This window comes from Polaromonas sp. UBA4122 (assembly GCA_002381615.1).
In the GTDB taxonomy this organism is placed as follows: domain Bacteria; phylum Pseudomonadota; class Gammaproteobacteria; order Burkholderiales; family Burkholderiaceae_C; genus Polaromonas.
This window is the reverse complement of record DFWY01000168.1, coordinates 514-7,756: the sequence shown is the minus strand read 5'-3', so window position 1 is coordinate 7,756 and position 7,243 is coordinate 514. Positions and strand designations below refer to the sequence as shown.

Here is a 7,243-nt window from a genome sequence, read left to right as displayed (position 1 = left end):
GCCACCGGTAGCGTGCTGCACGCCACTTCCGAGAGAAGCCTCGGCAAACTCGGTGTCCTGATCCGCACCATGCCCTGGGTTGGCTGGCTCATGCTTCTGGGCGTGCTGACCAGTGCCGGCCTGCCGCCGTTTGGCGGGTTTGTCTCCGAGTGGCTGCTGCTGCAGAGCTTCCTGTTCACGCCTGGCCTGCCGCTGCCGCTGCTGACGATGCTGATCCCGGTGGTGACGGCACTCATCGCGCTGGTGGCTGCGCTGGCCGGCTACACGATGGTCAAGTTCTTCGGCGTGATCTTCCTTGGCCAGCCCCGCGAAGAAAAGCTCGCCCACGCACACGATGCCGGTCGCTGGGAACGTGTGGGCATGCTATGGCTGGCACTCGGCTGCATGGCGCTCGGGCTGCTGCCAACGCAGTTCATTCAATTGATTGACCCGGTGACGCAGCAACTCGTCGCATCGGGCCTCGGCGCCAGGGTGAGTGCCAGTGGCTGGCTGCTGGCTCCCACCAGCATGGAGCAGGCGAGTTACGGGCCGGTGGTCTTCCTGCTCGGCATCCTGGGTAGCTTCGCGCTGGCTTACCTGCTGGTGCGCATGTTTTATCACGGCCGCCTGCGCCGCGGCCTGCCTTGGGCCTGCGGCTTCCCGTGGGTCTCGGCGCGCATGCAGGACACAGCCGAGGGCTTCGGCCAGCCGATCCGCCAGATTTTCGAGCCCTTCTTCCTGATGCAGCGTGACCTGCCAACCGCATTCGACAAGCAACCCCCTGTCTCTTATACANNCTCGTGTGCTCGGAGATGTGTATAAGAGACAGGGATTTACGTGCCCATCGCCAATCTTGCGACCGACCTGGGGCGACTGGTCGGCCTGATGCAGCAGGGCCGCATCTCAATCTACCTGCTTTATAGCTTCCTGACCCTGGTAGTCACGCTGCTGGTGGTGATGCGATGAACGCAGCACAGGGCCTCTCCATGCAAGCAAACCTCCCCCAAGGGAATGGGGCGATGTATGCATCGAACAGGGGGCTTCAATGAGCTTTACCGGCTTCCTGTCGCAGTTGTTCGAGATCGTCATCGCCATCGCGCTGGCGCCACTTCTGACGGGCTGGGTCAACCAATGGCGTGCCTGGCTGCAGAACAAGTCGGCACCCAGCCTCTGGCAGCCCTACAGGATGCTGCACAAGCTGTTCAACAAGGAATCGGTGATCGCCGACAACGCGTCGCAGCTGTTTCGCGCGGCGCCGTATGTGGTTTTCGCCTGCATGCTTCTGGCTTGCGCGATCATCCCGACGCTGTCCACCGACCTACCGCTGGCGCCCGCAGCCGACGCCATCGCGCTGGTCGGCCTGTTTGCCCTCGCTCGCGTGTTCATTTCGCTGGCGGCGATGGACATCGGCACTGCCTTCGGGACGATGGGTGCCCGACGCGAAATGTTGATCGGCTTTCTAGCTGAGCCGGCGCTGCTGATGGTGCTGTTCTCAGCCTCGCTGATCTCCAAGTCGACTTCGCTCACAACGATCGTCGAAACGCTGGCGCATCGCGAGTTTGCCATCTACCCCGGCCTGGCTTTCGCCGGCGTCGCGTTCACGATGGTGTCGCTGGCGGAGAACGCGCGCGTGCCGGTGGACAATCCGGCCACTCACCTTGAGCTAACGATGATCCACGAGGCGTTGATCCTGGAGTATTCAGCGCGCCATCTGGCGCTGATCGAGTGGGCGGCCTGTCTGAAGTTGTTCGCGTACTCGTGCATCGGCCTGGCGCTGTTCTTTCCTTGGGGCATGGCCGGGGCTCAAGCGCCGCTGGTCATGCTATTTGCGTTGCCAGTACTGGTTCTCAAGCTTGCCTTGGGCGGTTTTCTGCTCGCCACCCTGGAGGCGATCAGCGCGAAGTTGCGCATCTTCCGCGTGCCGGAGTTCCTGGCCACCGCCTTTCTGCTGGCAGTCATCGGCCTGCTGGTGCACCTTTTGCTGAGTAAATGAAATGACGACCCCACGCTTACTTCGTTCGCTCCCCCCCGAGGGGGAGATCAGTGCCTTTTGGGCGGCCCGGTGGGCACTGATATGAGCACGCTGCTGACCCAGTTTGTCAACCTGCTCGGCGCGATGCTGCTGATGCTGGCATTCGCGATGATCTCGCAGCGACGTGTCCTGTCTCTGATCCAGTTGTTCACGATGCAGGGCGCGACGCTGGTACTGGCCACTGCGGTGGTCGGCTACGTGACGCACCAGCACCACCTCTACCTGTCGGCCGGCCTGACCTTCGTTCTCAAGGTGCTACTGATTCCCTATGTGCTGCGCAGGGTCATCGATCGGCTCGATATCCGCTGGGATGTCGAGACGCTGATCAACATCCCGACCATCATGCTGATCGGCATCATGATCGTGATCTTCGCGTTCGATCTTGCCAAGCCGATTTCACAGCTGTCATCGGTTGTGGCCAGCGGCACGCTGGGCATCGCGTTGTCCTGCGTGCTGCTGTCGTTCCTGATGATGATCACGCGTGCCAAAGCTGTGCCGCAGGTGATCGGATTCCTGGCCATGGAGAACGGCCTGTTCTTTGCTGCCACTTCGGCCACCTACGGCATGCCGATGGTGGTTGAGCTCGGCATTGCACTGGATGTGCTGATCGGCGTGCTGATCATGGGCGTGTTCATGTTCCAAATCCGCGAACAGTTTGACAGCTTGGACATCCGGAATCTCGAAAAGCTGAAGGAAGATTAACTTGTACGCACTCGCCTTCCTACTTGCAATTCCGCTGCTCGGCGGATTGGTGCTGGCACTGGTAGGCCATCGGGACGGCGCGCGCGATGTCAACGTCGCGTTCAGCTTCGGCACCTTCGTCGCGGCCTGTGTCCTCACCGCGCAAATCATCGCACACGGCTCGCTGCTGGTGTGGGACCGCGAGTTCTACATCGATTCCCTCAATGTTTTCCTGGTGACGCTGACCGCCTTGGTGGGCCTGACCACCGCCGTCTTCTCGCGGCCCTACATGCAGGTAGAGCGCGACCATGGAAAGATGACACCGCCGCGAATGCGGCTGTACCACAGCATGTATCAGCTGTTCAGCTTCACGATGCTGCTGGCATTGACGACCAACAACATGGGCATCGTGTGGGTGGCGATGGAGGCCGCCACACTCACCACCGTGCTGCTGGTCAGCGTTTACCGCACCCCCGCCAGCTTGGAAGCGGCGTGGAAATACTTCATCCTGTGCGGCGTGGGCATCGCACAGGCCCTCTTTGGCACGGTTCTGCTTTACATGGCGGCTGAGAAGGTCATTGGCCCCGAAGGGGGTGCGTTGCTGTGGACCAACCTTGACGCGGTGAAGGCGCAGCTCAACCCGAACATCATCACGCTGGCGTTCGCCTTCCTGTTCATCGGCTACGGCACGAAGGTGGGCCTGGTTCCGTTGCACAACTGGCTACCGGACGCCCATGCTGAGGGCCCGACCCCCGTGTCTGCCGTGCTCTCGGGCCTGCTGCTGAATGTGGCTCTCTACGCCATCCTTCGCTGCAAGATACTGACCGACGGTGCACTGCAAAACCATCTGGCTGGCCGCCTGATGATGGGCTTCGGGCTGCTGTCGGTGGTAGCGGCAGTATTCTTCCTTATCCGGCAGAAGGACGTCAAGCGCATGTTCGCCTACTCGTCGATCGAACACATGGGCATGATGACCTTCGCCTTCGGACTCGGGGGTCCGATTGCCAGCTACGCCGGCCTGCTGCACATGACCGTGCATTCGCTGACCAAGTCGGCAATTTTCTTTGCCGTTGGCCATGCCACGCAGAAGGCCGGCACGCAGATCATGAAAGACATTCGCGGACTCATCAAAGTAAGCCCCACAGTAGCCTGGGGACTGATGCTCGGTTCGCTGGCCATCCTGGGCATGCCACCGTTCGGGGTGTTTGCCAGTGAATTCCTGATCGTCACGACAGCGATGCGTGAGCAGCCCTGGGCCACGCCGTTCCTGCTGGTAGCGCTGGGGCTGGCCTTTGCCGCGGTATTCAGCCGCGTGCAGCCAATGGTGTTCGGAGAAACCAATGTCAAGCCGCTGGCGCACCCACCCGCGTTGATTCCGGTGTTCGTGCACCTGGGGTTAAGCCTGATGCTGGGCTTGTACATCCCGCCCTATCTCGACGCCTGGTACCGACAGGCCGCCGCCATGTTGGTGGGGAACTGATGCTGTGACTGCACCGGAACCTGGACTCGATCTAAAGCCCCTGCCCGCACTGGGGCTGGATCTGCAACGCCTGTCGGCGCTCTTGCCGATCTGGCAAGGGTCGGTCAATCGCGACGAATGGAGCGCCGCGGCGAGCGCAGTGGTCGAGTCGGGCGGCCGTCTGGTCTCAATGTGGGGCGTCGACCGTACTGCGGCGGGCGGTGGCATGGTCGCCTGTGCGGCATTCACCGTCGTGGAAGGACTCGTCTGGATTGAACTCACGCTAAGTGATACAACGCCATCATTTCCAAACCTGTCGAGCACGTTCGCCTGTGCTGGTCGGATGCAGCGCGCAATGGCTGATTTATCAGGCATTCACGCCGAGGGCTGCGACGACGCCCGCCCATGGCTCGACCATGGCCTGTGGTCAGGCGAATCGCGGCCACTGCACCACAACGCCCAAACCACAGCCGCAGCCGCAGCCGCTGGTACGCTACCCGCCGACTATCCCTTCGTGCGCGTCGAGGGTGACGGCGTGCACGAAATCGCTGTCGGCCCGGTGCATGCCGGCATCATCGAGCCGGGCCACTTCCGCTTCTCGGTCGTCGGCGAGAAGGTGCTGCGTCTGGAAGAACACCTGGGCTACGCGCACAAGGGCATCGAGCGGCGCTTCACCGAACTGACCCCGCTTGACGGGGTCCGGCTGGCCGGGCGCGTGTCAGGCGACTCGACCGTGGCCTATGCCTGGGCTTACTGCATGGCGCTCGAATCGGCTTGGCGCTGCGAGATTCCACCACGCACTCAATGGCTCCGGGCCTTGATGCTCGAACGCGAGCGGGTGGCTAACCATCTAGGCGACTTGGGGGGGCTGGGCAACGATGCAGCTCTGACCTTCGGCCTAGCCCAGTTCTCGCGCCTGCGAGAAGACTGGCTGCGCCTGTCCAAGGAGGCCTTCGGGCATCGCTTCATGATGGATGCCGTGGTGCCTGGTGGCACGGCCGTCGATCCGCCACCGGCGCTGCTGCATCGAATTGAACAACAGTGCGACGCCATTGAGCGTGAAGTGGAGGCGTTGCGCACCACTTATGACGAACATGCGGGCTTGCAGGATCGTTTCAGCACCGCCGGGCGGGTCACGCCGCAGCTGGCCGCGCAGTTGGGCCTGACCGGTCTGGCCGGTCGCGCCAGCGCCCAGGCATTCGACCTGCGCTGCGACCATGAATGGATTCCCTACGATGGACTCCAGGTTGCGATGGCCACGCAACGCAATGGCGATGTCGCCGCACGCGTGGCCGTTCGATTCGACGAAACGCTTGAATCGTTGCGCCTGATTCGACGAATCTGCTCGGGCTTGCCTGATGGCGCTACGCGCGCTGAGCTACGCGCGCCGGATGTCCCCTCACTTGGCATGGGATGGGTGGAAGGCTGGCGCGGCGAAGTCCTGGTGGCGCTGGAGATCGGGGCCGAGGGCCGTATCGTGCGCTGTCACTGCCATGATCCATCGTGGCAGAACTGGCCGGTGATTGAGCACGCCATCATCGGCAATATCGTCCCGGATTTTCCGCTGATCAACAAATCATTCAACCTGAGTTATTCGGGGCACGACCTCTGATGTGGCACATCCTCAAGCAGATTGTCCGCACCGGCATCGTCACTGAGCCGGCGCCGTGCACCGTGGGCGACGGAGTCGAACGCATCCACCGGGACATTCTCGACATCCTCGGTCAGGCGCTGACCATCCGTGCGGTGGATGCCGGCTCATGCAACGGCTGCGAGCTGGAAATCCACGCCCTCAGCAACCCTTACTACAACATCGAGGGGCTCGGTATCAAGTTTGTCGCCAGTCCCCGGCATGCCGACATGCTGCTGGTCACGGGGCCGGTATCGAAACACATGGAAGAGGCGCTACGGCGCACCTATGACGCCACGCCGGAGCCGAAACTGGTCGTGGCGCTCGGTGACTGCGGTTGCACGGGGGGTATCTTCGGCGAGAGCTATGCGAGTTGCGGCCGCGTCGCGAACGTGATTCCCGTTGACGTCAACATACCCGGTTGCCCTCCGCCGCCACTGGAAATATTGCGCGGAATCCTCAGCGCCGTCCGCCACCGGCAGTCCAAGCGCTAGCGCACTGATTGCCGTCGCCTTTCTACCCGGCCGACACCGACGCGAAACCCGCGCAGGGACCGCTACGTCCTCAGCCCGCCCTTTGATCATCGAGCCCTTGATTGCCACACCAATGGCTGTGCGGGTCCATAAGTACGGTGCCCGTTTGGACGACAAGTGCCGGGGCGCTGCCATGGAGCAGATCGTCACACCCGAAGCCTGCACAACACGCTCTCAAGTTGTTGGGGCATATCTGTACCGTAAGCAATGGGATGGACGCTCCCACCTAAACAGCATCGCGATGTGCCAAAGTGGAGGTGTTTATCAACCACTTGAACAGACAGGAGCGTCCGACATGAAGGTTACTACATTGTATGCGTTCCGGGAACACATACTGATGACTGTTGCGATGTAGGAGAGATCTGCGATGACGGTGGCAGATTTGACGGTTTTGTCGCGTTGACGGGCAAGCCACCTGCTCGTCTATGCTGAGTGCTTTGACTGAAAAGGCTTGAAACGAGATGCTGGCTAACAAAGGGATGCGTTTCCCGATCGATGTCATTCTGGTGTGCATACGCTGGTATGCAGCGTATCCGCTGAGCTACCGCCACCTGGAGGAAATGATGCAGGAGCGCGGCGTGTTTGTCGACCATTCGTCGATCAATCGCTGGGCAATTCGGTTTCTGCCATTGCTTGAGAAAGTGTTCCGCAAGCACAAGCATCCGGTGGGTGGGAGTTGGCGCATGGATGAAACGTACATCAAGTTCAAAGGCGCCTGGAAATATCTCTACCGCGCAGTGGACAAGGAAGGCAAGACGGTCGACTTCCTGCTGACAGCCAAGCGCGACAAGGCCGCAGCCCAGCGCTTTTTTGACAAAGCCATGAAGGCTAACGGTGTTCCCGAGAAGGTCACCATGGACAAGAGCGGCGCCAACAAAGCGGCCATGGATGAGATCAATGCCCGAGGTGAAACACCGATCATCGTGCGG

6 protein-coding genes and 1 pseudogene are annotated in these 7,243 nt (G+C 61.4%); all 7 read left to right on the top strand.

The window, feature by feature from the left end; genetic code table 11:
* Positions 1-945 (top strand): annotated as a pseudogene (locus tag B3F77_RS20260) (proton-conducting transporter membrane subunit); the annotation flags it as partial.
* 79 nt (positions 946-1,024) lie between these two features.
* Positions 1,025-1,972: a respiratory chain complex I subunit 1 family protein gene (locus B3F77_RS20255; protein WP_293606699.1), complete on the top strand. Its 948-nt coding sequence runs from the start codon at positions 1,025-1,027 to the stop codon at positions 1,970-1,972.
* Between the two features lie 81 nt (positions 1,973-2,053).
* On the top strand, positions 2,054-2,713 hold the full coding sequence (locus B3F77_RS20250) for a formate hydrogenlyase (RefSeq protein ID WP_293606698.1): 660 nt from the start codon (positions 2,054-2,056) through the stop codon (positions 2,711-2,713).
* A gap of 1 nt (position 2,714) precedes the next feature.
* Positions 2,715-4,172 (top strand): hydrogenase 4 subunit F, encoded by a 1,458-nt coding sequence (locus B3F77_RS20245; RefSeq protein ID WP_293606697.1) that lies wholly within the window; start codon positions 2,715-2,717, stop codon positions 4,170-4,172.
* A gap of 4 nt (positions 4,173-4,176) precedes the next feature.
* A complete protein-coding gene (locus B3F77_RS20240; RefSeq protein ID WP_293606696.1) occupies positions 4,177-5,763 on the top strand; it encodes an NADH-quinone oxidoreductase subunit C in 1,587 nt (528 codons plus the stop codon).
* Positions 5,763-6,275 (top strand): NADH-quinone oxidoreductase subunit B family protein, encoded by a 513-nt coding sequence (locus tag B3F77_RS20235; protein ID WP_293606695.1) that lies wholly within the window; start codon positions 5,763-5,765, stop codon positions 6,273-6,275. Before B3F77_RS20240 ends, B3F77_RS20235 begins: the two co-directional genes overlap by 1 nt.
* Positions 6,276-6,775: 500 nt before the next feature.
* Positions 6,776-7,243: IS6 family transposase (locus B3F77_RS20230; protein ID WP_293606694.1), on the top strand; the 468-nt coding region annotated here is incomplete at its 3' end.

Excerpts from the sequence above, each read along its gene's own strand:
- B3F77_RS20255 (WP_293606699.1), top strand. The coding sequence starts at position 1,025 with ATGAGCTTTACCGGCTTCCTGTCGCAGTTGTTCGAGATCGTCATCGCC.
- B3F77_RS20235 (WP_293606695.1), top strand. The coding sequence starts at position 5,763 with ATGTGGCACATCCTCAAGCAGATTGTCCGCACCGGCATCGTCACTGAG.
- B3F77_RS20250 (WP_293606698.1), top strand. The coding sequence starts at position 2,054 with ATGAGCACGCTGCTGACCCAGTTTGTCAACCTGCTCGGCGCGATGCTG.